The following is a 23809-nucleotide window of genomic DNA, read 5'->3' as shown; positions in this document are numbered from 1 at the left end:
CTAAAGGCTGACGAACAGATGCACGCAGGTTTACGCAACAGCCTAGCCCACAACTCCTCTCAACAAAAGTCCTAAACTCCCCCTCATGGCGGCGCCGGACGATTCTGACACGACACTCTTGCTAAACTTGTACATAATGCTCTCCAAGCTTTACGCAAAGTGGATGTACTCCTGGGAGACAGCCCTCACCACCCGCGACACCAATCGCATCGTCCGCCCCCTCGAGTGGGGTTTCGACTGGCTTGAGGACTTCAGCCCGCTCGCTCGTGCCGCCAACCCGCACCTCAGCGACACGCCTGTGGCAGACGACTTTGCCCGAATGACCGCCGTCAACCGCGACATCGTCGCACGCGCCGACGAGTTCTTCGGCTACGAGACCCCGACCGACTTCCGCCTCGAGCGCCGCCACCCCCAGCTCTACCCCACCAACGTCCGCCCCGAAACCTTGGAAGAGGACGCCGAACTCAAACGCCAAGCCGAAACCGGAGAGATCGAAGAGGCCGAGTTCCTCCGCTTCACCTCACCCATCCGCACCCGCTATCCAGAGAACGACCAGGTCAACGCGCGTTGGTATCCCGCACACCCGGACACACAAAAGGGAAAGCCCAAACAGGCCATGATCGTCATGCCCCAATGGAACGCCGACGCCTTCTCCCACAACGCCCTCTGCACCCTCTTCAACAGCTTCGGCATCTCCTGCCTCCGCCTCTCCAAGCCCTATCACGACGTCCGCCGTCCCGCCGAACTCGAGCGCTCCGACTACGCCGTAAGCTCCAACGTAGGCCGCACCACCGAGGCCTGCCGTCAGGCCGTAGTCGACATCCGCAGCTGCATCGACTGGCTCGAATCACAAGGCTACGAGCACTTCGGCGTCCTCGGCACCAGCCTCGGCAGCTGCTACGCCTTCATCGCCGCCGCCTTCGACCAGCGCCTGCAGGTCTGCGCATTCAACCACGCCTCCACCTGGTTCGGAGACGTCGTCTGGGCCGGCCAAAGCACCCGCCACATCCGCGCTGCCTTCGAGCAGTCCGGCCTCACCCAGGATCAGGTCCGCGAGATCTTCTCCATCGTCAGCCCCATGTCCTACATGGAACGCTTCGCCGCAACCCCAAAGCGAGTCCTCGTCGTCCACGCCACCTATGACCTCACCTTCCCGCTCAAATACTCGCTCGACGTCCTCACCAACTTCGACGCCCTGAAGATCGACTACATCTCAAAGGTGCTCCCCTGCGGCCACTACACCACCGGCGAAACCCCCTACAAGTACATCGACGGCTGGTACCTCGGCTCCTTCATCTACAAGTCCTTCAAGCATCTCGCACAGGCAAAGACCGCCCCGGCACTCGAATCTCCCCAAACAGCAAAGGCTCGATAAATCCTCTGAATCCAAACGCCAGCCCGCGCCGCCGCAGGCAAGGCGTTACTCTGCCGATGTAAGGCTGCGAGGGTCTACGTCTGCTTTCCATCGAGCCCTGTCAGGCAATGATCGGCTAAACCCACGGCTCGCCATTGCCGAAGGACCAATCCGAGCGGTCAACGAAGACCAAGTTGATCATGACGTCATCAGGGCGCACGGATAGCCTGCTCTTCAGTTCGTCGGCTATATATCGAAAGAAGGCCAGCTTTGAATCTTTATTATTTCCGACAGTGCTGGTCACTTGTATCAAAATGAAGTCAGGCGATCGATCCCAGCCGAGGAATTTGGGGTCGTAGATTAAATTGTCCGGTGAATGCTCGCCGATGACGATGAAGCGGTCGCCATCCGGCGCCTTCAGGACATCGACGATCCCTTGGTACACGACGTCGGCCACAATGGCGCGATACTCAACAGTTTTTCCCCTAAGCAGATCGATACGAGCAAACGGCATAATAGTCTCCTCTAGGTGCAGAATTAGTTGCAAACACTCAGACTTCTTCAAAGTCGAAGCAGATGATAAGACCTCGTGCCTGATCGATAGTGTGCTCTGAGGCCGCATTCTGTCTACCGGCCAATCGCTAACAATAGGCGCGTGCCCCGTCTCCCACCGCCCTTCTCTCTTTGGGACAGCGGCTATTCGCAAGCTGCTTTAGGTGCTTCAGTTGAATTTCCCGTAATGGTGGCCAGGGGCAACCCAGGCGATACATACAGAGTCGTACCTTTCAGGTGAGTAGCGCTGCAATGCTGCCCGTCTGGAGGTTTTTATGATTTTTCGCAAAAGCACTTGGTCATGTGTAGTGCTTGCATGTGCACTTTCTTTCAGCGTTGTGTCGGCTGGGCTAGCGCAAACTCCGCAAAGCGACGATTCGGCTAGCTGGAGCGCGCCACGCGGTTATGACATGGCCTATCCCGAAAACGGCACTCCCAACATGGTCGCTCGTCAAGGCTATGCCGCAGGCTTCAACCAGGGCCAGGCGGACGTGTCGCGAGGCCAGGCGTTCCGTCCTACCGAGAACAAGGCCTATGCTCACGCGAAGATCCCGAAGGGGATGGATAAAGACCAGTTCAAGACGGAGTTTCGTGAGTCATTCGTGAAGGGCTATACAAACGCATACAAGGGCCAATAGGATTCGCGAAATAACGTGGAAAGAGCAGAGGGCCGGCATGCAGTCGGCCCTCTCTGTTCCTCCCGCAATACTGGGTGTGAGCACATTATCCGAGCAATGTCAGCCGGTTTCAAATAGCACAAAATCACTAAGTTACTTGTCGGATCAGTCCGATAAGTCGGCTTATAAGAAGTGATAAGACTTGTTAGAAGTCTAAGCGAGGTGAAAGGCCGATCTTTTCGCCTCCCCCGCGTTGACTTGACATGAGTTCGTCGACTTCCAGCTCGCAGAGGGTAGACCCATGGAAGTTGGCCGTACTTTTATGGAACTTCCATAACCCGGCCTCCGTATAATCCCGCCAGAGGGTCATCCCATGACACAGCCTCCGTATCCTCCATCAGCCGATAATTCCACGCGGCGTCTCGCAATCTTCATAGCCGTCCTTCTCGTCATCGTCGCCATCGGTTCCCAGCCCGGGCGCGCTGGCAGCACCAGCAAATCCCTTAACTCCATGTGCGTCTGCGTTCCCACTCGGGCGGGATTACTCCTGAAGTCGGCAATTGCGAAGACGCAGGCACGCACGACGGCGCTACTTACCGTCAGGGCAGCCGTTATACAGTAGCGGGGCCGGCGCGACCGTGATCCCTTACAGGTTCTCGCACTTGGACTGTTCCATCATGGCTCTGGTCACCGATCCATCCATGAAGCGAGCAGTGAGAAGAAGAATCGATCGCATCCAGTTTGTGAAAAATCGCTCACTCGTCGTGTGCGATCGTGTAGTCTACCTCAACCTGCAACCGAAGCACAGCCAGGTGAAGAAACCCGTCACCTTCCATCCACAAGTTCACACCGCGCAGCGAAAAGCCACGAACTAGAGCACGTTCGTGGCTTTTCAAAACTCCGCTCTGCTGACTAGCTGATGATCTTTTGATCTTTGCTGCCGAAGGACTCAAGATCCCGTTGCGGCGCTCCGCTCCACTTGGCGACAAGAAGCGGGAGAATCACCATCATCGAAAACGCAATTCCAACATATAAGGTCTGCATAGGTGATCCTTTCCATTGCTGCTCGCTTTATGCCTGCTGACAATAAGAACGCCAACTGCAACCGAATGGATGCCCGCCCGAAAACCTTATTCGTTTGAAATCGAAAATCAGAGGCTCTTGCACCCTTCAATTTTCTTTTTCTCTAGGCAACCCGATCACCAGAACCCCATGGCGATCAGGCCGATTGTCCCCCGTAAAAATAAAGTTGAAAGTTGTGGCACATTCTTAGCCGTCGAAAAGTACATTGTCTGGCGTCCACATTAGCCATGCATCTCACCACAATCTCACCACCAAAACACCACGCCGAAACACCCTCTTTCCCCAAAACACCGCTCAAAAACACAGCAAATCACAAAACACCATGCGAAATTCCACCCACAAAAAAAACACGGAAACCCGTGACATAAAATAACGCCATGCCCATCGACCGCAACGCCCCGCTGGCCGCCTCCGACCCCGAAATCGCCGCCCAGATTGAAAACGAAATAAAGCGCCAGCACGAAGGCCTGGAGATGATTGCCTCGGAAAACTTCGTTAGCCGCGCAGTCTTAGAGGCCGCAGGCACTGTTTTCACCAACAAATATGCAGAAGGCTACCCCGGCAAGCGCTACTACGGCGGCTGCGAGTACGCCGACGTCGTTGAAAACATAGCCCGCGACCGCGCCAAACAGCTCTTTGGCGCCGACCACGTCAACGTCCAGCCCCACTCCGGCTCCCAGGCCAACGCAGCCGCCTACATGACCATCCTCAACCCCGGCGACTGCATCCTGGGCCTCGACCTGGCCCACGGCGGCCATCTTACCCACGGCCACAAACTCAATTTCTCAGGCAAACTCTACAGAATCGTCGGCTACCAGGTCCGCAAAGATACCGAAACCGTTGACTACGACGTGCTCGAAGCCACCGCGATCCGCGAAAAACCCAAGGTAATCGTAGGTGGAGGCAGCGCCTACCCGCGCCAGTTCGACTTCCCTCGCATGCGCGCCATCGCCGACAAAGTAGGAGCTTACTTCATGGTCGACATGGCCCACTTCGCCGGCCTCGTCGCAGGCAACGCGCACCCATCCCCAATTCCCCACGCTCACATCGTCACCACCACGACACACAAAACCCTGCGTGGGCCACGTGCTGGCATGATCCTTTGCAATCACGAGTTCGCCGCAGGCGTAGATCGCAGCGTCTTTCCGGGCCAACAGGGCGGCCCACTCATCCACATTGTTGCAGCCAAAGCAGTAGCATTCAAAGAGGCTCTCGCGCCGGAGTTTGCCACCTACGCGAACCAGGTAGTCGTCAACGCAAAGGTCCTTGCAGAAGCAATGGCCGCAGAGGGTTACCGCATCGTCTCCGGCGGCACCGACACGCATGTCATCCTTATCGACGTCTTCCAGAAGGGAATGCTCGGCTCTGAAGCAGAACACGCTCTGGGAGAGGCTGGGATCACAGTCAACAAGAACGCAATCCCCTACGACACCAATCCGCCGATGAGGCCCAGCGGCATACGAATCGGTACGCCAGCGTTGACGACAAGGGGCATGAAGGAACCGGAGATGCGCGTCATTGCAGGTTGGATTGCGGAGGCTCTCGAACACCGAACCGACCCCGCGAAGTTGCGGCAGATTCGCGGCATGGTGCTCGAAATGGCAGAGAAATTCCCGCTTTACGGTTGGCTGCAAGGCGAATAACTTCCTTATAGCCAGACCGTTTTCAACGAACATCTGATTGAGTCGCAATCGGTAGTGTGACAATACTGGTTCGCCGGCGGCTGCGCGGAAACCATCTGCGAGTATAGTTTTCGATTGAACACTAACGGGAGTGGTCGATAAGCTGGCCAAAGTGCAGTTGCGGCTTGATGGCCTTCGAGTCTCGGAGAAAAGGGGGAGCGCTATGGCGATGCAAATGATGACCTGGTTGATCGCCATTCCCCTGCTTGGTCTAGTAACCGGCCTTCGGACGATGACCGCGATGGCAGTTCTTTGCTGGTTTGCTTATGCGGGCCAGCTCTCTGTCGGCGACAGCTGGGCATCCTGGACCGGAAAACTGGTGACGGCGATCGTCTTTACCGTGCTGGCGCTGGGGGAATACGTCGGGGACAAGCTGCCGAAGACACCAAATCGGACGGCGCCGTTCCCATTGATAGCAAGATTGGTATTTGCCGGGTTGGTGGGTGCAATCGTGGCGGCAGGACTCAATGGATCTGGAGTCGAGGGCGTCATTCTCTGCTTGTTGGGTGCCCTCATAGGGGCCTTTGCAGGCATCTTGATTCGCCGAGAGATCGTGGTGCGATTGGGGTGCAAAGACTGGCCTGTGGCACTCGTCGAGGACCTCAGTGCCGTCATCGGTGCCATTTTGGCGATGGGGATAGTGACCGGATAGAGCACTCCAGATCGGCGACCAACGCACGACGAATCTTAGAATCAACATAGTTGCAGGACTTTGCAGCGTCCCAAAAAACAAAAAGTCTAGCAAAAGGTTATTTTTTCGGAGTAGGATGTGCAGTACCGCGGAGCGCAAGTGACGCGAAACGCGGTCCCGCTTGATTCGATTCGAGTGGCGAAGCGTATGCGAACGTTTTTGCTCCGGCATTGGCCGCGGGTATAACTGGAGGTAGAGGAATGACGAAGAGCGTCACGCGGACTTTACTTACGATTCTGATGTACGCGGGAGTTGCTGTCTTCCTCTTTCCTTACTTCACAGGAAGAATTACAACCGGCGTTCTCTTCATGATCATCGGGGCAGGGGCCACTGTGCTCTTTGGAATACTCCGCTGCTACCTCACAGAAGGTGACTGCGGGCGGATCCCCCATCACAGCCGCGATTGGTAGAGCCGTCTACCAGGAGAGATTCGCCGCTAAGTCTCAGCAATCGTCGGATACTGCAACGAAGCCGAATACATTTTTTTGACCATCGCCTCCTCAAAACAGAGCACTTCCGCATCACACTAACCAGCTCTGTAGAAAGAGGAAGAAATCCTTATGCTCACTCCCGCGCTTATTAGCGTCATCGTCACTCTGATCGTGGTTGGCCTTCTGCTTTACTTGATCGGGTTGATCCCGATGGATGGAACCATCAAACAAATCATCCGAGTGGTGGTGATCATCGCAGTGATCGTATGGCTTCTGCAGACGTTTGGCCTGCTTGGTCCGCTCGGCTTCCACCATGCGCTACGATAAGACCTCTCAAAGTGACATCCCCTCGGCACGTGAACGAAGTTAGGTCAGCGACAGATCGAGTCCGAGTACCTCGGCAATCTTAGCTGCTGCCTGTGCGGCGGTGCAGAGACTTGTATCGATCGAGAGACGAGGCTTCGGCAGGGAAGATCCGTCGAATCCCCCGGTTGCGTGAATTTGATCGAATACTGTGGCGGAAGTCAGTTTGCGATATTGAAGCCGCGATGGGCTATTCAGGCGTCGCTTCAACTCGTTCAACGGGCAGACGAGTTCGACGAGGTCAACTTCACCGCCTCTCTTGGCGACCGTAGTCAGCACCTTCTGAAGAAAGCCGGGCCGCACCGTCGGTTCGGGCGCGAAGGTAAAGATGAGGGCTGACAGCTGGCTAAGGCCGGCTTGATCGAAGACCGATAGCCAGATCTCTTCCCGAAGAGCGACGAAGGCTGGCGAACCGAAGTCGAAGACCGACAGAAGCATATCGACTGTGAGATGGTTGTGGAAGAGTCTGTAGCCGGTCATCGCTGCCAGTTCCTGCGCGACGCTCAACTTTCCTGTGGCGGGCAAACCATAGAGGAAGATCAGCTTCATCGATTCATATCCTTCACGCGATTACTCCGCGCCAAGTATACGAGTCTCATTGTTCAGTTCGTCGTAGCGGGTATAGCAGTTCCGTTACAAAACAGACCGGAGACATGGTTTACAGCGGAGCGCGACGGCTACTGATGCTCGGTATTTGGGCACGCACGACGATGTTGTATGCCCTGGAAAGAGAGTCGAATCTTGGATCAACGTTTGCAGTTTTTGTCGAGTTATCAGAAGGAAGAGATGTCGGTAGCGGACCTATGTCGCGCGTACGGAATCTCGCGTCCAACGGCCTATCGCTGGATCAACCGCTACAACGAGACGAGGCCAGAAGGACTCGTGGATCGCAGCCGCCGCCCGCATAGTTGCTCCCACGCGACGCTTGAGCCGATCGAGAACACCATCCTCGTGCTTCGGGCCAAGCATCCGTCCTGGGGCGCGCGCAAGCTCAAAGCGAGGTTGGAGATGCTGCAACCAGACGTAGCGTGGCCGGCAGCTAGTACGTTCGGTAATATCTTGAGCCGTGCTGGCTTGACCAGTCCGCAGAAGAAGCGGAAACGCACCACGCCATGCTCTGAGCCGTTCTCTCTGGTCACTGGTCCAAATCAGCTTTGGTGCATGGATTTCAAAGGCTACTTCGCCACCGGCGACGGAAAGCGCTGCGATCCATTCACCATCACTGACGCGCATAGCCGTTATTTGATTCGTTGCCAGATCGTCTCGCGTATGGACCTCAGCCAGGTCCGAGCAATCTGCGAAGCGGCCATGCGGGAATACGGGGTGCCAGCACGGATCAGAACAGACAACGGCGCACCGTTTGCAGGAACAGGACTGTTAGGGCTGTCGAAGCTGTCGCTCGGCTGGATGAAGCTCGGGATCGTGCATGAGCGCATTCAAGCGGGCCGACCGCAGCAAAACGGTCGCCACGAGCGGATGCATCGAACGCTAAAGGAAGACACAACTAAACCTCCTGCGGCATCCCTTCGCGCACAGCAGAGCCGCTTCGATAACCTTCCGCTACGTGTTCAATAACGAGCGCCCACATGAGGGCCTGGACAACCAAGTCCCAACCAGTCTCTACCACCCCAGCTCCGTTCGACTGCGACGCAAATTGCCGGAGTTCACGTACCCGAAGGGGCTACTTTTGCGACGGGTGAACAACAGCGGCGACATCATCTGGCACAAAAACAGAATCTTCATCAGCGAGGTCTTCCGCTTCGAAGAGCTGGGGTTCGAGTTAATTACACCAGGGGTCTACAGAGTCTTTCGAGATATGGCGATCGGAGAACTCAATGTGGAAGAGCTTCGCTTTAGAGCCGCACGGCGAGCGGTCTGAGTTTGCCCCTGGATACAATCGTTCCGCTACCCCTGACACTCTTATGTCGCCAACGAATGCAACGTAACGCCGCCATTGATTAGTCTCTCGGCAGAGTGCTCACAATCTCATCGACGCTAGTGCGTGTGTCTGCAGAGTCTAACTTGCCTCAAAACACCTTTTTCGTGCACTGCTACAACTGGCCATTCGCACTAGCCCGAACCAGACAGTTCCGGACGGCTCGCAATCGATCAGGAACTCACAAGGCTTTCGGCACAAGACTCAATGAGCGCTACGGCCAGTTACGCCGAGTGAGCTTTCGCTTCACTAGCGATCAGTAGAGACAAGGCGGCTTACCGTTGCAGACGAGTCTTCGATGAATACATCGAAGGGTTAGTACTCCTTGAGCGTTTTCACCGAACATGATTTTCTGTTCATCCTCAAACTCTATAATCAGACAATCTCGATTTATTCCCGCCATCCCAGACTGTTCGCTTCCTCGGAACTGAGATTGAGAAGATAAAGAAAGCCATCTGGATTTTCAATGTGGCTGATGACGTTACGGACATCGGAGCCCTGAGGGAGCAGGGGATTAATGCTTTCAATGAGTTCATATTCGTCTGTGAAGACACGCTCTTGGGTCTTCGCGTGAACGCTGCTGCGGGCTTTCCAGAGTTGGATGCGAGCGGCATAGCGGCAGGCATGACTGCCTTCATCGTACGTGCAGCACAGATGGATCAGGTAGCGTCGCCTGCGAGACCCTGGATTGATTTTCTGTGCAGGTGGGTTCATAGTCGGACGAAAGTGCGGCATCGAGAGCGAGCGATGCGGTTAAATACCAATCGGTTATAGCGCTGCGCAAGTATGCAGGGCAGGTTCGCCGCGAGGGCGTAGAAGGCCATCACCCAGCGCGCCCATGGCGGATTCCAGATAAAGAAAATGGGTAGGCAGCCTAGCATGAACCAGTGCGCGATTTCGGCTCGGCGTGTCTCGATGAGAAATCGAGCAATGCAAGTGGGATTGCGGCTGAGGAGTTTTTTCTTAGCGAATCCTCCAAGCCAAGGTGCACCATCAGGGAGCAGGTATTTCCATTTTCGAATGGCGAGCCAATCCCGATACACATGCCCATCTTGTTCCCAAGAGCGCGGGGCGGTGAGCCATGTGTCGCGTACGAAGACTTGGGGCGGGACGCGGAGAGAGATGAAGCCGATGGCGATGTGAAGGATGGGCCAGCCGAGGACGTTCGCCGTCCACACCAGCGCGATCATACTTCGCGCCCTCGCCAGACAGTCTTGCGGCGGAGAGCGCGGCGCGCGGCGGAACGGCCGAATACAGCGCAGTAGTATGCGAGCGGCAGCGGATACAGCAGGCAGGTGAGGAAACGGTAGCTGCCAAGCTGACGTGCGAGCCAGACAAGTTGCAGGCTGAGCAGCAGGTAAACGACGGCCACGCCGAGGCGGCCATAGTCACGCGGAACGATCAGGAGTATCGCGGTAGACCAGAGAGCGGAGATCCACATCACGGCTGACGCAAGAACAAGGCTGTCCGAGACTGCGGCTCCGTGGATAAAAGCTTTTGTCCAGCTATCCGACATCTGGCCGAGACCTTCCGGAAACATACGCATATGAAGAGTGCCGCGTCCACCCAGACAGAGGATGCGCGTCCCTGAGGCGCCGATAAGGTCGGCTAGATTGAGATTCTCCAGGACGAAGCCGCGAACAGCAGCGTGACCGCCAACAGCGAAGTAGGTTTCTTTGGAGATGAGGAGCGACTGGCCAAAGAGTCGCGGCTCAGAGACTAAACCGAACCCACCGGCTCCCCCAGCCATGAGGACATTAAAAAAGAGCGATAACTGCTCGTATGTGGCGCTCATGGCATGGTAAGGCAGCAACGATAGGACCAGTCTTGGATCACGTTCGCGGAGCCAGCGAACAACGAGACGGTCCAGGCCTCCGTCGACAAAGAATGTGTCCGCGTCCAGAAAAAGCAGATGATTGCCGATGGCACGCTGGGCTCCCTGATGACACGCCCACGCCTTGCCAGTCCAACCGTCGGGTAGCGGAGCTGAAGTGATAACGGTCGCGCCAAGACTTCGTGCAATAGGTGCAGTCTTATCCGTAGAGGCATCGTCAACGACAAGAATTTCTGCCGGCTGTGCTACGGATGCAGCGATCGATCGCAGAAGGCGAGGAAGGTTGTCTTCCTCGTTACGTGCTGGAATGACGATAGAAAGACTGGTCGCATCGTGAGACTGAGCGGAAGGGCATGTAGGAACGCGCCGGATGAGCAGGAAGCCGGCGGGAAGTCCGACAGCGCCGAGGAGGGCTGGAATGATCATGGCTTTCCTTTGGCGGCTTGCTCGATAATCATCCGAGCGACGTGTTGGCCACCCAGCGTGACCATGGGCATGCCCGCTCCGGGATTGACGCTGCCGCCAACGAAGAACAGATTGTGGAACTGAGGGCTTTGCTTAGGCGCTTTGAAAGCGAAGTTACTGCGGCGATCGCAGACTACGCCATAGATGGAGCCTCGATTGGAGGCGTACCGAGTCTCGATGTCAAATGGAGTCCAGAAGTCCTCAACGACGATGTGTTGCCGCAGATCGTTGAGGCCCATACGCTCAAGCTTGTCGAGGCAGAGTTCTTTCAGCGCAACGTAATCTTCGCGTGTGTAGGAATTACGGTCATTGATTGATGGAATGTGCGGCAGGATCTTAATGTTGTCGCAGCCGGGTGGTGCCTGCGATGGATCGGTGCGGGTAGGGGCGACGACATAGATGGTTGGGTCGTCCGGCAGGTTCTTGTCACGAAAGACGCGGCGGAAGTGCTCGTGCAGATTAGCGGAATAGAAGAAGTTGTGATGTGCGAGTTGCGGATAGACCCGATCCAGTCCGAGGTGCAGAATGATACCGGAGCAGGATGGTTCGAAGCGACGCAGCTTCTTCATGGTGGAAGCGGGCGAATGCAGCAACCGCTGCATTGCGGGGATAACTTCCATGTTGGAGACGACGTAATCGGCGGGCAAGATGCGAAAATCTCCATGAGAGTTGCGGACTTGCACGCCAGTGGCGGTGCTGCCGGAGTAGTCGATGCGCTGAACCTCATGCTCGAGACACAGCGTAACGCCGGTCTCTTCAAGACGTCTGCGGAATGCGTGGCCCAGCTGATACAGACCGCCAGCAACATACCAGAGGCCGAAATCCATCTGGATGGTCGGCATGAGGTTCATGAAAGCGGGCGAGTCGAGTGCGCTGGAGCCGACATACTTGATGAAGTATTCGAAGATATCGCGAAGATAACGATTGCTCAGACGCTTATAGATGCTGCCGGACATCGAGTGCAGATAGTCGAGGTCGCGGGCCTCCTTCCATCCATAAAAGCGGAAGAATTGTACAAGCGTATCGAGACCATGGCGGAGATAGCCACGTTCAAGGATTTCGTATTGGCGGCGTGAGTAATTGAGGAAGTCCTTGTACTCGCCGAAGACCTGCGGACCGAAGCGCTCGAGCTCCGTGCGCATTCTTTCGGGATCTTCCCAGAGGTCGACGACGACTCCGTCTTCAAAGAAATTGCGCCACTGCGGATCGACGCGCTGCAGGGTTATATAGTCTTCAAGTCGCTTGCCGTCACCTTCGAAGATGGGACGAAAGATCTCAGGAAGTGTGAAGATCGAGGGTCCGAGATCGAAGCTGAATCCTTTGGTTTGCAATTGATTGAGCTTGCCACCTACCTGCGCGTTCTTCTCAAGGATGGTGACCTGGAAGCCTCTGCGAGCGAGCATGATGGCAGCGGACATGCCGCCAAGCCCAGCTCCGATGACGATGACACGTTTGTTTCTTTCAGTAGCTGTCATGATGCGTGTACCAAGGTGATAGTGATGGTTTGAGCAGTGTCTCCAAGGTGGAATGAACACTCATCGAAGTGCGGAGGACCAAAACGCGCAGGTGGGTTGTTCGAGACGCCGACCGGCTCGCGCGGGAGGCCGATGAGGTTGTGATCGAGCTTGTGGTTGCTGTTGAGGTCTTCGTAAACGGTGACAGCATAGATGCCCGGTGGGAGATCGGTATCAATGCGGAGATGCTGGGCGTTAGAGGGGATGGGAAGAAATCCGTGACGGAGTGCCTTATCGCGGTCATCAGGAAATCCGGAGGGTGAAGCAAAGACGAGATAGGCTAACTCGCCTTGTGCCTGCTGCGTGAGATGGACGTCAATGGTGAGATGCGTCTCCGTTTTGGACTGCGCAGCGAGGGTGAGAGGAAGTACCGCACTGACCAGGAGAGGCAGGAGCAGGTGGCTGAGGCGTCCCAGGAGACCGGTCGCTCCGTGTCGGAATCTGATCAAGCTGGCAAGTTGGTGCCTAGTGCGGCTATTGAATGGGAACCAGTTGATTTCGCGAGTGCGGCGATCGCTGGCGACCATGATGGTCCTCATGCGCGAGAAAGAGCGCAGACCTTCGGGGCCATGATAGCGGCCGTACCCGCTCAGACGATTTCCACCAAATGCAGCATGAGGATTTGCAATGTTACGGATGACGTCATTGATGCTGCAGCTTCCGGCAGAGAGCTGGGCAGCGACGCGACGGGCACGCGCTTGATTGTGAGTCCAGATGCTGCTGCTGAGCGCGAAGGGGCTCGCGTTAGCAAGTGCAATGGCTTTGGCCTCGTCTCGGAAAGAAGCCACACAGAGCACGGGGCCGAAGGATTCTTCGGTAAGGATGCGGGCCTCGGCGGGAACGTCAGTGAGGAGCGTCGGCTCATATGCGGCCGTGGCACGATCTTGCGGCCAGTGCAGCGTGGCTCCGCAGGAGAGTGCGTCTTCGACCTGGGCACGAACATCAGATTGCGCATCCTCAGTCAGCGGGAAGAAGTCTGCGTCTGGATCAGTATTAACGCGAAGCATCGAGATGCGATGCTTTAGGCGGGCAAGAAACTCGTCATGGATGGACGCTTCAACATAGACACGTTTGACTGCAACGCACACGCGTCCCGCATTGGAAAAGGCGCCGTAAGTGATCCCTTCAACAGCTCGGTCTAAATGGCAATCCGCAAAGACGAGGCTTGCATCCTTTCCCCCCAGCTCAAGGACCGTGGGGATGAGGTGCTTCGCAGCGCGTTCTGCGACCTGCTGCCCGTGACGGCTGCTTCCGGTGAAGAAGATGAAGTCAGGGCGAGCATCAATGAGGGCTGCGGATTGTTTAGGGCCGTCGTATAACACCTGCACAAGGTTGACTGGAAGATTCGCCTTTGCGCAGAGCCTCGCGATCACAGTTGCTGTTTTGGGTGTGCGCTCGGAACACTTGAGCACCACTGCATTGCCCGCAGCGAGCGCAGTGATGAGAGGAATTACCGATAGCTGGAGAGGATAATTCGACGGGCCGAATATCATGGCCACACCATGCGGCTCGAAGGATGTCTCGAAGCGAGCACCATGAAACAAGAAAAACGACTTACCGATGCGGCGCGGACGCAATATACGCGCGGCATAGGACTCGTAGTAGCGAAGATGCTCCAGAGTGACGAACACGTCGCCGGAGAGAGCGTCCAGCAGTGGTTTCGAAGTCTCGCGCGCGATGGTATCGGCGATTGATTCGCACTGAAGGGCGATCTCGTGGCGCAAGTTTCCCAGAATGGCGCACCGGCGTGAGACCGTCAGTGCGGCCCACGCGGGTTGCGCAGCACGGGCTCGGGCAAGAATCCGATCTGAGGTAGCAGAGGTCATACTAGTGCCGGCTCCAGCGGCTTCGCAACGGGATATGGGACCTCATATTGCTCGCAGATCAGATTGGCAGAGATACGTGCCGACTCAAAGATGGTGGGCAGTCCGCTGCCGGGATGCGTGCCTCCACCTACCAGGTAACAATTGGAGAACTCTTCAAACTTGTTGTGAGGGCGCAGGTAGAGCATCTGATCCCAGCTGTGTGCCATGTTGAAGGTGGCACCCAGGAAGACGGAGTGCTGCTTCTCCCAGTCCTCAGGAGTGAGGATCATCTCCTCACGAATGTGCGGCGTGACATCGCCGTAGGGCGTACGTTTGCGCAGGATGCGGAGAACGTACTCGCGACATTGCCGGCTATATTCCTTCCAATTGATGTCGCTGGTGTTGTTTGCCACCGGGGCGAGGATGTATAGCGCGGAGTGGCCCGCGGGCGCACTGGACGGGTCCGTCTTGCTCGAGTTTCGAATGTAAATCGACATGTCTTCTGAGGTCGAACGACCATGCGAAATGTCTTCGATGTTCTTTTTGTAGTTGTTCGCGAAGACGATCGTGTGGTGCTCGACATCGTCATATTCACGATCGAGACCGAGGTACATCATGAAAGTCGAACATGAGAACTTTCGCTTGCGGAGGTTCGATGGCTTGTGGCGACGAAGATCCTTCTCATCGAACAGCATGGTCATGGCATGGCCGAAGTCGGCGTTGAGTACGACGTCGTCACAGTAGATCTTTTCGCCGCTCGCAAGCTCGACGCCGCAGGCGCGTCGTCCATCAAGTAGAACTCGAGCGACCGGTGTAGAGGTGTGAATCTCAGCGCCCTCTTCACGGGCAACCTCTGCAAAGGCCTGGCTAATTCGGCAAAGGCCACCCATGACGTGATACACGCCATGGGCGTGCTCCGTGTACGGAATCATGGTGAAGAGACCAGGGCAATCCCACGGTGACATCCCGAGATATTTCGACTGGAACGTAAACGCGAGGCGGAGCTCTTCTGAGCGAAAATAATCGGCGAGCACGTTGTGCAGCGAACGTCCTGCGGCAATATGGGGGGCGGCTGCGAGCAGCGTGGGACTGATCAGGCTGGCGAGAGTTCCGTAGGGTTGCTGCAGACACGGATAGAGCTTTTCAAACCGAAGACTCTCGCGCCTCAGGAAGCGGTCGAAGCCAGCGCTTTCGCTAGGGAAATGCTTTTCAATCTCCGCCTTCATAGCATCCGGGTCAGAGCGCGCAAGCATTGTCTTGTCCGGGAAATTGAGCGAGTACATCGGATCGAGCCGATGGAATTGCAGGTAGTCGCTCGAGCGGCGGCCTCCTTCAACAAAGAGCTCATCGAGCAAAAACTTCATCATCAGGAACGTCGGCCCCAGATCGAAGCTATACTCGCCAAGGCGGAGTTCTGCATTGCGGCCACCGATGACATCCTGCTTTTCGAAGACTTGAACCCGGAAGCCCCGCTGCGCAAGAAGCATCGCAGTGGCGAGTCCGCCAGGTCCGGCTCCCACGATTGCGATGTGTCTTTTTCTATCTCTTGGATCAAAGCTCATACCCCAACCATAGGTTCCCCTGGTGAGGTTACGGCGGGAGTTGAGCTCTCAAAATGGAATCATTTGCTTCACAAGCAAAGAAGTCAGCTTTGATTGCTGATCCGTAAACACGTCCAATTTCGCATGCGCAGCATGCTCTCCTACGTGGAAGATGCCGTAGTGATCACAACTGCGGTGCACGGCGTTTTGACCAGACTTCGATAGGCATGTTTCTGCAGCGAATCGAAGTAGACAGAATCTCCGGCTGAGAGCTGGAACTTTTCAACACCGATCGTCATCTCCAGTTCCCCCTCGATGAGGTACAGCAACTCTACACCTGGATGAAAATGCGGTGTGAGTTTCTGCTCAGGCAATGAACGGAAGTGTGCCAGGAAGCCATTCAGCTTCCGCTCGTTAGCACGGAAGTCGAGGCTTTCGAAGGACCACGAGGTAGAAGTTGATTTCGGATCGGATGGGAATACCTTGCGCTCATTGCACCGTGAGATGGCCACAACGTGACGCTTCCGCGGATCAGTGAAGAAATAATCGAGTCCAACGCCGAAGACCAAGGCAATACGCGTAAGTGTTGGCAAAGTCGGCACCAGTCGGCCATTCTCGAGGCGCGACAACATAGCAGGTGAAAATCCGGAGTGTTCGGCGAGCTGCGCGAGCCCCATGCTGCGGCGCAAGCGCAAGGTGCGCAGCTTGTCGGCAATTGCATAAGGCCGAATCGATTCTTCCACAGTGGTAGCGTCGGTAGCTTTTGAATTATGTTTCTTTTTTTTCAAGGAGTTAGACAACTTTTTCATGTGCCACCGGACAATTGAATCTGCATTATCACTTTACTGACACTCAATTGTTTTTGCCTTATTGTCAAGAATATCTTGGATCCGCTGTAATGATCTTTAGAGGCAAGCTCACATGCGCAATCAATTGGTAAAAGAAACGTGTTTTTCTTCACGAATCCTCTTCACTGAGTGCTAAATCGCCGAGTCACTCATTGCCAAGGATGAGTACCGATGGGCATCTCGTGGCGAGTGCGGCACAGTGCACTGGGTGGCGGCATATCGGATTATTCAGCACTTGCCGCGCGAAAAAGCAGGCCATGGAAATGACAGAGCATGGAAAGCCATGAAGCCGGCTTCCCACCCTTCCCACACTCTTTGGAAATCCCTTCGGGATTCCCACATTCCCACAGCCTCGACGGCTGGACATATGACTTCTCGTGCCCGCTCAACGCGAACCCATCGCCACCGCAAGGGGCTTGTAACGGATGTCTCAGGTCCACAACGTAACGCATGTCCCGGTACACTCACTGCTGCTGCTTGTCGGTATCAACTTTCAACACAAGCGCGTGGCCGGCCATATCCTTTGCAGTGCGTGCAACCTCGGGAGCGGCGGCGTGACACGGCCCACACCACTCCACCCAGAAGTCGACGAGAACGGGGACGCGAGAGCTCTGGACAATCTCATCGAAGAGCGCCGCGTCTACTTGCAACGGCCAGTGTCTGAAAGGTGATTTGCGGCGATACGGTTCTTCTGGCAACACTGTTTGCAGTTTCGGATTGCAGGCATTCTCGTCCTCCGTCCTAAGCGATTGGGTGTGTCTCGGCTGATTCGGTCTCATTCGTCAACGTGTTTGCGAATCTCCGCCGCGGCATTTTTCTCTTGGGCAGCAACGGGTGGCTGAATCGAGATCGAACGAGACTCTTTTAGCTCCTTGCGAATACCCGGACCCCGCATGACGACGTCCAGCGCGTATTGACCGGGCGGCATACCGGGAGTGTCCAGTGACATCTCTACGTAAGCGAGGTACCCGGAGGCCGAATCAACTCTGAATGCTGTCTCTTTTTCGGTCGCAATGGGATTGTCTTTTGACCGCAAAATAAACTTTGCGGTCCAACTCGCAGCTCCACGTTTTTCGAGCTTCCCATTTGGATAAATCCGCACAAAAGCATGAAGCCGGTCCGATGGCGCGAACCTATCGGAAGCCTCAGACTCGATCCTGCAGTCTACCGCACGCATAGGGTCAGTCTGCGAATGTAGTATTTCGTCATCGTCGCGATCGACTGTCGTTCGCCGCCGCAGGCCATTCACCGATCCAACCTGCTCCTCGCACGACTTGCCCATGATCACGCTGCTCACCTCGATCAACGCCTGCCGAGGCACCTCGACGGCGATCTTCTGTGCTGCCGACGCGAAAACCCTTCCATTGCCATCGTGGACGGCAATGCGCCAAAGGTATTGGCCCGGATGCAGACGCCCATCCCTCTCCCACGCGAGGCGATGACCATCCCAGCTCATCTGAATTGCGCGCTCCATCACCGAAGTGGACAAGCTGAGGTCGCCAATCGACTCAACGACAGAGAGCTGTTCAGGACCGCGTCCAGGCCCCGTCCACTCGATAAGCGCACTCATAGGGAGTACTGGTTCAAGCCCAGGGCGTGGGGGAAAGTGATCAACGTGTTGCGAAATGCGAAACTCCGGGGAACTCACACCTCGTTCGGTCGCCCTTCTCACCTTATCCATTAAATCTTTGGAAAGCATCTCCCGATTAGCCTCAGAAATCGTATCGTCTGACGCCACTTTCATGACCGCGGGTTGAATGGCAAGTGCCGGGTCTGCGACTGGCGCTGCATTAGGCGTCGCCGATTGCGCATAGGGCGATTGCTGAGCATAGCCGGTCAACATACAGAATGCCGTCATCGCAAACGAAATCCGTATCGAGCGCATAGCGCGTCTCCATCCCAATCTCCGACTCCGCTCGCGAAATTATAAGCTTCGCCCCTTTGCTTTAAGGGATTGAATGCCAGGGGTCAGAACTCAGGCGCGTCGGCGGTATCGGATGGAAAACTCGTACGTAGGATTAGGGGGAAAAAGCCGCGCCACGAGCCGAAGGCGGTCCGCAAGGGCCAGCGGCGCGAGTAGCGGATACTCACGCTCCCGAAGTTCGGAGTAGTCGAAGTCCACAGAGAGCGAAAGCTGGTAGATGGCGATTGCGTCGGAGAAGGCGGATTCGAGAAACGCAGTCTTGGCCTTCTCGTCGATCACCGGTTTGCCATCAATCTTTTCCGTCTTAGCGCCAAGGGCTAGACCGCGACTCTCCCAGGCATCCTGGCTGGTTTCGCCGCGAACATCAGCCAGAGCCTGTCCCCAGACAAGTTGGTCAAAGGCCTGGGGAACGCCGACCGCATCGACAAAGGCATGGCCGACGTTGATGAAGAACTCGAAGGCCAGGGCGAAGCGGTCCCCCAGCAGCCGCGTAGAGATGAAGACACCTTCCGTGCCATCGTGCGTTACGTTGCGATGGCAGATGGCCTGATCGCCTAGCTCGGGCGTGTAGGCCGGCGCAACCATCGTGGCTTCGCTACCCCGTGCCTCGCTCAAAGCAAGCGGTACAAAATAGTACGTTTTGCGCGAAATCGCGCCGGCGATGGCGATCGGCACGGCCTGGGCCATGTGCTCAAGATCATTATTCTCGAGGGTGTTATCGCCAAATGCTGCATAGCGAATCCCGTTTGGCGCCTGCCGCACCACTGCTTCGCGCATTACCTGCGCCGCTTGCACCAACTCGCTCTGAACGCCTTCTGCCATAAAGCAGTATTCTACTGGTATGGCGCAAGCATCGCAGAACGAAACCTCGGCCTCACCTCGAACCTTTGGCGCAGGATATCTCTTTGGTGTGCCTTTGGGCGACCTCGGCTGGTTTACCAGCCTTCTGATGAGTTTTGCGCTAGGGTTTGCGGCCTTCTTCGCGGCGACCTTCTGCGCAATCCTCGGAATTCTCTTCTACAACACGGCAACACACCATGCGGTTGATTTCTCGCTAACTTACACGCGGGTCGGACTCCCGGTGGGTGTGCTGGTGTTGCTGGTGACGCTCTCGTACCTCGGTACCCTCTGGATACGCCGGCAGCTTCGCAAAAGCTAAGAATCCCTCCACAATGCATTCGAGCGGCCCAGCAAAATTGAGAGGTAATGGCTCGATGCGGTCGGTCGGTGATATCTGCTATTCTTCGCTCTCAGAAACACTTCCTGGAGGACCATCAAGTATGTCATTCGTTCGTGCCTTTGCGCGTTGGGGCTGCAGTGCGGCCGCAATTGCGAGCCTCGCCGTTCCCTCCGTCGCCGCCGACAAGAAAGCCAAAGATGCCGCCGCCGAGACGCATTCCTACTACGGACCGCAGCCAGCGACCGAGAACATCGATCTCACGATGTATGCGCGCATCCGCGAAGAGGGCTTCAAACACTCCCACGTCATGGAGTTTGGTGGAGCACTGGCTGACGGAATCGGACCGCGTCTTACCGGCTCGCCGAATATGGCGAAGGCCAACGCCTGGACCCGCGACACCCTGACGAAGATTGGCCTCGAAAACGCGCACCTCGAAGACTGGGGCGAATTCGGGATGGGCTGGCAGCAGATCAACACCTGGGTGCGAATGGTATCGCCCGATCCCGAACCGCTGTGGGCGCAGGCTGCCCCTTGGTCTCCGTCCACCAACGGCCCAGTCACCGGCGAGGTGGTTTACATGAACGTCCAGGAGATGGGCGACCTTGAAAAGTACAAAGGCACGCTCAAAGGCAAAATCGTCCTCCTTGGCGCAATGCGTCCCACCCCCGACATCACCGACCCGCTATTCCGCCGCTATACCGACGCAGAACTCAAGGAGATGGAAACCTATGAAGCGCGCGGTGGACGCTACACCCCGGGCTCTCCGGAGTTTGCAAAGTTTCTCGCCGACCGTATGAAGATCGCCGAGATTCGCAAAGCCGCACTCAAGATGATGGCAGACGAAGGCTCGCTCGCCGTGCTGACACCGAGCCGCGATGGCGGCGACGGTGGGGGAACCGGCATCATCTTCGATGACAACGGAGCAAACCTCGCCCGTGATGCACAGAAGAAGGAAAACGCAGTCACCATCCCCAACGCCGTAATGATGATCGAGCACTACAACCGCCTGGGACGCCTGGTAGAAAACCACGTACCAGTCACGCTCGAACTCAACATCGAGACGAAGTTCACCGGCGACCACGAGCATGGCTTCGACACCGTCGCCGAGATTCCCGGCACCGATCCAAAGCTGAAGGATCAGGTAGTCATGGTCGGCGGCCATCTCGATAGCTGGATCTCGGGCACGGGCGCGACCGACAACGGTGCAGGTTCGATCGTCGCAATGGAGGCGGTTCGAATCCTGAAGTCGCTGGGCATCAAGCCAAAGCGCACCATCCGTATCGCCCTGTGGTCCGGCGAAGAGCAAGGTCTCTTCGGTTCACAGGGATACGTCAAACAGCACTTCGGAACCTTCGCTGAGCCAAAGGTTCCCGAGCCGGCAAGTGTGCCTTCCTTCCTGCGTCAGCACGGAGCTCTCTCCACAACGAAGGAGTGGGAGACCCTCGACGCCTACTACAACCTGGACAACGGGACCGGCAAAGTACGCGGCGTCTACACGCAGGAAAATTGGGCCATCGCTCCGATCTTCAAGCAGTGGATCGCGCCACTTGCCGATCTCGGCGTAACGACGATCTCCTACCGCAACACCGGAGGCACCGATCACTTGTCGTTCGATGCGGTTGGTCTACCCGGCTTCCAGTACATTCAGGATCCGATGGACTACGACACGCGAACCCATCACTCCGACATGGACACCTACGACCGTCTGCACGCGCTCGACCTCGAGCAGGCAGCTGTCATTGAGGCGATCTTCCTCTACAACACCAGCGAGCGCGAGGCCATGATGCCGCGCAAGCCCTTCCCACATCCAGAGTTGGAGAAGCAAATGACCGCGCCGATTCCCGGGATCTATCCGAACGCAGCTCCTCCCGCCGACGGAGTGAAATAAAAACACGAATAACTCTCAGTACGAACGCCCAGGTACCCCCTTCCAAGGGGGTATCTTCGTTAGGTGGCCAAACTTATCTCGGAGGTTTGATGATGACTGACCAGCAGACCCGCGAAGGAATAAAAACCTGCACCAGCCGCTACTCCGTCGACGAAACTGTCTCCCGGCTGGAGGCTCTCCTCAAAGAGAAGGGTGTCAAGCTGTTTGCAGCCGTAGACCATTCCGGCGAAGCGGCCGCAGCGGGCCTGGAGATGAGCCCTACAAAGCTGTTGATCTTCGGAAGCCCGAAGGCAGGTACTCCCGTCATGCTTGCCGCGCCCAGTGCAGCCCTCGATCTTCCACTAAAGATTCTCGTTGCTGAAGGAGCCGACGGCAAGGTGCTGCTCTCTTGGAACGATCCCGCGTGGCTGGAGCAACGACACGGCTTCCCAGCAGAGCTGACCGCGAACCTCGCCGCCGCAGGTATGTTTGCCACCAAAGCCGCCCAATAACAGACTCACGTCAGTACAGCGCTACTCTAGCGAAAAACTGCGGACCGCTCAGACGGTCTTACGCCGAAAGCAATCAGGGCTATGGTCATTCACGATGCCAACGGCCTGCATCCACGCATACACGATGACGGGTCCGACAAACTTGAAGCCACGCTTCTTCAGCGCTGCAGAGATCTCCTCCGACAACTCAGTCTTCGCCGGAACCGGCCCGCTATTTTGAATAGGGTTACCACCAGCCATCTTCCATACGTAAGCCGAAAAGTCTTCTCCCGCATCCGCCATTGCCATATAAATCCGCGCCCCATTGATGGTCGCTTCGATCTTGGCGCGCGAGCGGATGATGCCTTCATTCTGTAGCAGGCGCTCTATGTCACCTTCCCCCATCCGTGCCACCTTCTTCGGATCGAAGTTACGGAAGGCTTTACGAAAAGCCTCGCGCTTCCGCAAGATGGTGAGCCAGGACAGTCCAGCCTGAAAGCCGTCGAGCATCAACGCCTCCCAAAGCGCGCGACCGTCGCGCTCCGGCACGCCCCACTCTTCGTCGTGATAGTCCTGCATCAATGGATCGTTGTCGGCCCATGCGCAGCGGTGAACAGCGTTCTTCGTCTTCGTCATGCGACACTCGTCTCCTGTTTGTGCTTGCAGCGTTCATCGCTCATCTATCGACGAACAGTCGAAAGCGAGTTCGCAACTAGTTACTCAATCCTACGATGGTCGGCTCTCCGCCGATCCTCACAGCCATGCACGAAGCAACCGCCCGGCACTCCCAAGGACTTTCAGCGAGTCGGCCCGATCAGCGAAGTAGCGGGCATTGATCTCAGCCGACCCAAGATCTTCAAGAGCGCGAAAAGTGCTGAGTTCTATAGCGATCTCAGCTGGAGTGAAGAAGAGCTTGAACGGCTCTCCGGCCTGTTGCACCCGCGAAGCAAGAGAATCATGGGCCAACTGCTCAAAGAACGGAAGCGCCGACCGAGGCTGCCCGTAGTCCAGAACGAGCGCACTGCCGGCAGCCTGCGATGTAAGGAACCCCACCGTAGCGCGGAAGGCCTCAAGCGTAAGGTACGGGACCACGCCAAGCCACGCGAACACCGCCGGCACCTTCGCGTTGAACCCGCCCGCCTCCAGCTGATCGAGCAGAGTCTGCTCCTCAAAGTTCACCGACACATAAGTAAGGTTTTCTGGCGCAGTTAGCGCAGTGCTCTCAAGAAGCTCGCGCTTCCACTGTTGCGTCGCCGGGTGATCCACCTCGAAGACGCGAAGTTGCGGATAGGGATTGCGATGGGCAAACGTATCGAGGCCCGCCCCCAGCACAACATACTGGCTGACTCCCTGAGAGACAGCTTGAGCAAGAGTGTCTTCGGCGTAGCGACTACGTGCAACCAGGAAAGCGCGCAGAGCAACAGAGAACGGCCGATCCTTTCGATCTGGATTGCGAGTTGGAGTCCGGCGTAATTCCTCCGCGTAGGAGTCGCCGAGGATGGGGACTGCAACAGGGTCTTCGAAGACGAGAGGCTTTGCGTCGTAGAGTTGGTGCGCCGCACGGCGTAGTGCTACGCGAAGCGCTGTGCGTGATGGACTCGCCGATTGCATATGCGATTCACAAGGCGCGC

General features: G+C 56.6%; 25 protein-coding genes and 1 pseudogene. 11 read left to right on the top strand and 15 right to left on the bottom strand.

What is annotated here, in order from left to right:
* The first annotated feature begins 136 nt into the window (after positions 1-136).
* Entirely contained in the window at positions 137-1375 is a 1239-nt protein-coding gene (locus RBB81_RS04830; protein WP_353072903.1) for an alpha/beta hydrolase family protein, read from the top strand.
* Between the two features lie 115 nt (positions 1376-1490).
* Here the strand turns inward: RBB81_RS04830 and RBB81_RS04825 are convergent, their stop codons facing one another.
* The gene (locus RBB81_RS04825) at positions 1491-1868 is read right to left on the bottom strand and encodes a tautomerase family protein (protein ID WP_353072902.1); all 378 of its coding nucleotides are present in this window, start codon (positions 1866-1868) and stop codon (positions 1491-1493) included.
* 313 nt (positions 1869-2181) lie between these two features.
* On the opposite strand from RBB81_RS04825, the gene RBB81_RS04820 reads away from it, so the two are divergent.
* A complete protein-coding gene (locus RBB81_RS04820; protein WP_353072901.1) occupies positions 2182-2544 on the top strand; it encodes a hypothetical protein in 363 nt (120 codons plus the stop codon).
* Positions 2545-2896: 352 nt separating this feature from the next.
* Positions 2897-3145, top strand: a complete 249-nt coding sequence (locus tag RBB81_RS04815) for a hypothetical protein (protein WP_353072900.1) — start codon at positions 2897-2899, stop codon at positions 3143-3145.
* A 290-nt stretch (positions 3146-3435) separates the two neighbouring features.
* Here the strand turns inward: RBB81_RS04815 and RBB81_RS04810 are convergent, their stop codons facing one another.
* Positions 3436-3567 carry a hypothetical protein gene (locus RBB81_RS04810; protein WP_257025302.1) on the bottom strand — a complete coding sequence of 44 codons (132 nt, stop codon included), beginning with the start codon at positions 3565-3567 and terminating at the stop codon, positions 3436-3438.
* A gap of 416 nt (positions 3568-3983) precedes the next feature.
* Here RBB81_RS04810 and glyA point away from each other — a divergent pair, with 416 nt between their 5' ends.
* From glyA to RBB81_RS04790, 4 genes are all read left to right on the top strand, one after another.
* Positions 3984-5249, top strand: a complete 1266-nt coding sequence (glyA, locus tag RBB81_RS04805; protein WP_353072899.1) for a serine hydroxymethyltransferase — start codon at positions 3984-3986, stop codon at positions 5247-5249.
* A 202-nt stretch (positions 5250-5451) separates the two neighbouring features.
* Positions 5452-5940: a DUF4126 domain-containing protein gene (locus RBB81_RS04800; protein WP_221272894.1), complete on the top strand. Its 489-nt coding sequence runs from the start codon at positions 5452-5454 to the stop codon at positions 5938-5940.
* A gap of 239 nt (positions 5941-6179) precedes the next feature.
* Complete coding sequence (locus RBB81_RS04795) at positions 6180-6389, top strand: hypothetical protein (RefSeq protein ID WP_179580678.1); 210 nt, start codon at positions 6180-6182, stop codon at positions 6387-6389.
* A gap of 150 nt (positions 6390-6539) precedes the next feature.
* On the top strand, positions 6540-6737 hold the full coding sequence (locus RBB81_RS04790) for a Thivi_2564 family membrane protein (RefSeq protein ID WP_179580676.1): 198 nt from the start codon (positions 6540-6542) through the stop codon (positions 6735-6737).
* Between the two features lie 39 nt (positions 6738-6776).
* On the opposite strand, the gene RBB81_RS04785 is transcribed toward RBB81_RS04790, so the two are convergent.
* Positions 6777-7322: an AAA family ATPase gene (locus RBB81_RS04785; RefSeq protein ID WP_179580674.1), complete on the bottom strand. Its 546-nt coding sequence runs from the start codon at positions 7320-7322 to the stop codon at positions 6777-6779.
* 168 nt (positions 7323-7490) lie between these two features.
* Here RBB81_RS04785 and RBB81_RS23460 point away from each other — a divergent pair.
* A pseudogene (locus RBB81_RS23460) lies at positions 7491-8652 on the top strand (IS481 family transposase).
* 447 nt (positions 8653-9099) lie between these two features.
* Here the strand turns inward: RBB81_RS23460 and RBB81_RS04765 are convergent.
* From RBB81_RS04765 to RBB81_RS04720, 10 genes are all read right to left on the bottom strand, one after another.
* Complete coding sequence (locus RBB81_RS04765) at positions 9100-9423, bottom strand: hypothetical protein (RefSeq protein WP_353072897.1); 324 nt, start codon at positions 9421-9423, stop codon at positions 9100-9102.
* A complete protein-coding gene (locus RBB81_RS04760) occupies positions 9420-9899 on the bottom strand; it encodes a hypothetical protein (RefSeq protein ID WP_353072896.1) in 480 nt (159 codons plus the stop codon). Before RBB81_RS04760 ends, RBB81_RS04765 begins: the two co-directional genes overlap by 4 nt.
* Positions 9896-10969 (bottom strand): glycosyltransferase, encoded by a 1074-nt coding sequence (locus RBB81_RS04755; protein ID WP_353072895.1) that lies wholly within the window; start codon positions 10967-10969, stop codon positions 9896-9898. The genes RBB81_RS04760 and RBB81_RS04755 overlap by 4 nt, the downstream gene beginning before the upstream one ends.
* Entirely contained in the window at positions 10966-12483 is a 1518-nt protein-coding gene (locus tag RBB81_RS04750) for a phytoene desaturase family protein (protein ID WP_353072894.1), read from the bottom strand. The genes RBB81_RS04755 and RBB81_RS04750 overlap by 4 nt, the downstream gene beginning before the upstream one ends.
* Positions 12480-14348, bottom strand: a complete 1869-nt coding sequence (locus RBB81_RS04745; RefSeq protein WP_353072893.1) for an aldehyde dehydrogenase family protein — start codon at positions 14346-14348, stop codon at positions 12480-12482. The genes RBB81_RS04750 and RBB81_RS04745 overlap by 4 nt, the downstream gene beginning before the upstream one ends.
* Entirely contained in the window at positions 14345-15889 is a 1545-nt protein-coding gene (locus tag RBB81_RS04740) for a phytoene desaturase family protein (RefSeq protein ID WP_353072892.1), read from the bottom strand. The genes RBB81_RS04745 and RBB81_RS04740 overlap by 4 nt, the downstream gene beginning before the upstream one ends.
* A 140-nt stretch (positions 15890-16029) precedes the next feature.
* Positions 16030-16677 carry a helix-turn-helix domain-containing protein gene (locus RBB81_RS04735; RefSeq protein ID WP_353072890.1) on the bottom strand — a complete coding sequence of 216 codons (648 nt, stop codon included), beginning with the start codon at positions 16675-16677 and terminating at the stop codon, positions 16030-16032.
* Between the two features lie 503 nt (positions 16678-17180).
* On the bottom strand, positions 17181-17366 hold the full coding sequence (locus tag RBB81_RS04730) for a thioredoxin family protein (RefSeq protein ID WP_353072889.1): 186 nt from the start codon (positions 17364-17366) through the stop codon (positions 17181-17183).
* A 125-nt stretch (positions 17367-17491) separates the two neighbouring features.
* Complete coding sequence (locus RBB81_RS04725) at positions 17492-18601, bottom strand: hypothetical protein (RefSeq protein WP_353072888.1); 1110 nt, start codon at positions 18599-18601, stop codon at positions 17492-17494.
* Between the two features lie 90 nt (positions 18602-18691).
* Positions 18692-19462, bottom strand: a complete 771-nt coding sequence (locus RBB81_RS04720; protein WP_179580655.1) for a hypothetical protein — start codon at positions 19460-19462, stop codon at positions 18692-18694.
* A 19-nt stretch (positions 19463-19481) separates the two neighbouring features.
* On the opposite strand from RBB81_RS04720, the gene RBB81_RS04715 reads away from it, so the two are divergent.
* From RBB81_RS04715 to RBB81_RS04705, 3 genes are all read left to right on the top strand, one after another.
* Entirely contained in the window at positions 19482-19799 is a 318-nt protein-coding gene (locus RBB81_RS04715; RefSeq protein ID WP_179580653.1) for a hypothetical protein, read from the top strand.
* Between the two features lie 121 nt (positions 19800-19920).
* Positions 19921-21708 (top strand): M20/M25/M40 family metallo-hydrolase, encoded by a 1788-nt coding sequence (locus tag RBB81_RS04710; RefSeq protein WP_353072887.1) that lies wholly within the window; start codon positions 19921-19923, stop codon positions 21706-21708.
* Between the two features lie 89 nt (positions 21709-21797).
* Entirely contained in the window at positions 21798-22199 is a 402-nt protein-coding gene (locus RBB81_RS04705; protein ID WP_353072886.1) for a DUF302 domain-containing protein, read from the top strand.
* A gap of 48 nt (positions 22200-22247) precedes the next feature.
* Here the strand turns inward: RBB81_RS04705 and RBB81_RS04700 are convergent, their stop codons facing one another.
* Both RBB81_RS04700 and RBB81_RS04695 read right to left on the bottom strand, forming a co-directional pair.
* On the bottom strand, positions 22248-22814 hold the full coding sequence (locus tag RBB81_RS04700) for a DNA-3-methyladenine glycosylase I (RefSeq protein ID WP_353072885.1): 567 nt from the start codon (positions 22812-22814) through the stop codon (positions 22248-22250).
* A gap of 117 nt (positions 22815-22931) precedes the next feature.
* On the bottom strand, positions 22932-23789 hold the full coding sequence (locus RBB81_RS04695) for a class I SAM-dependent methyltransferase (RefSeq protein ID WP_183790774.1): 858 nt from the start codon (positions 23787-23789) through the stop codon (positions 22932-22934).
* Positions 23790-23809: the final 20 nt, after the last annotated feature.

The organism is Tunturibacter gelidoferens, from assembly GCF_040358255.1.
Taxonomy (GTDB): domain Bacteria; phylum Acidobacteriota; class Terriglobia; order Terriglobales; family Acidobacteriaceae; genus Edaphobacter; species Edaphobacter gelidiferens.
This window is presented reverse-complemented; position numbering and strand designations above follow the sequence as displayed.